Origin of the sequence: Nitrosomonas sp. Nm84 (assembly GCF_003201565.1) — a bacterium.
Taxonomy (GTDB): domain Bacteria; phylum Pseudomonadota; class Gammaproteobacteria; order Burkholderiales; family Nitrosomonadaceae; genus Nitrosomonas.
This window is the reverse complement of record NZ_QJJP01000085.1, coordinates 1-1,107: the sequence shown is the minus strand read 5'-3', so window position 1 is coordinate 1,107 and position 1,107 is coordinate 1. Positions and strand designations below refer to the sequence as shown.

The following is a 1,107-nucleotide window of genomic DNA, read 5'->3' as shown; positions in this document are numbered from 1 at the left end:
TGGCGCTGGGTAACCGGACCCGAAGCGGGTACGCAATTTTGGTCAGGAGCGGCTAATGGAAGCTCTGTAAGTGGGCAGTATAACCATTGGGAATCGGCTGATCCCAATAATCTGAATGGTATTGAAGATCACGCTCGCCTTGCGCTCAACGGATTCTGGAACGACCTTCCCGAGAACACACCCGCGATACAGGGCTATGTCGTCGAATACGGCGGTACTGGATTCGGCGCACTGGGAGCGGTGCCGCTGACTGTCACGGTCAATGCGGCTAGTAATGTACCTTCTCTGAACAATCTGAACGGCGATGTCGCTACGACAGCGGTCAATCAGTTTGTGTTGATCGATACCGGCGCGGCGGTCACCATCACCGATTCGGATTCAACCAATTTCAATGGCGGCACCCTGATCATCACCACTACATCCGGCACGGGCGACGGCAGCTTCTCACTGGATGGCGTCAATGCCGTTTCCGGCGGTAATAATATAATTGCAGTAAGTGAAACCATTACCGTCGGTGGAACGACGATCGGTACCGTGCATGCCACCAATGATGGTCAAAATGGTCGCACCCTGACTATCACGCTCAATAGCAATGCGACGAGAGCCAATGTTTCCGAATTGATTAAGAATATCGGTTTTGAGAGCGCTACTGCCGGCTTGCGCAGTTTTAATCTAGCGTTATCGGAAAACGGCGGTCAAGCAACCAATGCCGCATTCTCCGTAGACGTTCAAGAAAACCCGATGATCAAGGGAAGATCGTCGGTCGCTGGCAACGAGGATACGCCGATCAGCATTAGTGGACTGACGGTCAGCGATGCCAGCAATCTCGCCATCCTGACCGTCAAGATAGTCGCCAATCATGGCTCCTTGGCACTGGGAACCACCGCTGGCATTACCGGCGCGACGTCCGGAAGTGCCCTGCAATTTAGCGGCAGCGTCATTGATCTGAATACCGCCTTGGGTAGCCTATCCTATCAGGGCAATTTGGATTATTCCGGAACGGACGATTTGGCGATACAGGTCAGCGACGATAACGGTGTGTCTTGGCATGACTATTTCGTCGATCAGGTTGGGAAGTTTTATAACCCGAACAATGGCCATTATTAT

Annotated in this window: 1 protein-coding gene; it reads left to right on the top strand. The window is 52.7% G+C overall.

Annotated features, from left to right (window positions below):
* A partial coding sequence (locus C8R34_RS16605; RefSeq protein ID WP_207896502.1) for a hypothetical protein occupies nucleotides 1–1,107 on the top strand: 1,107 nt, incomplete at both ends.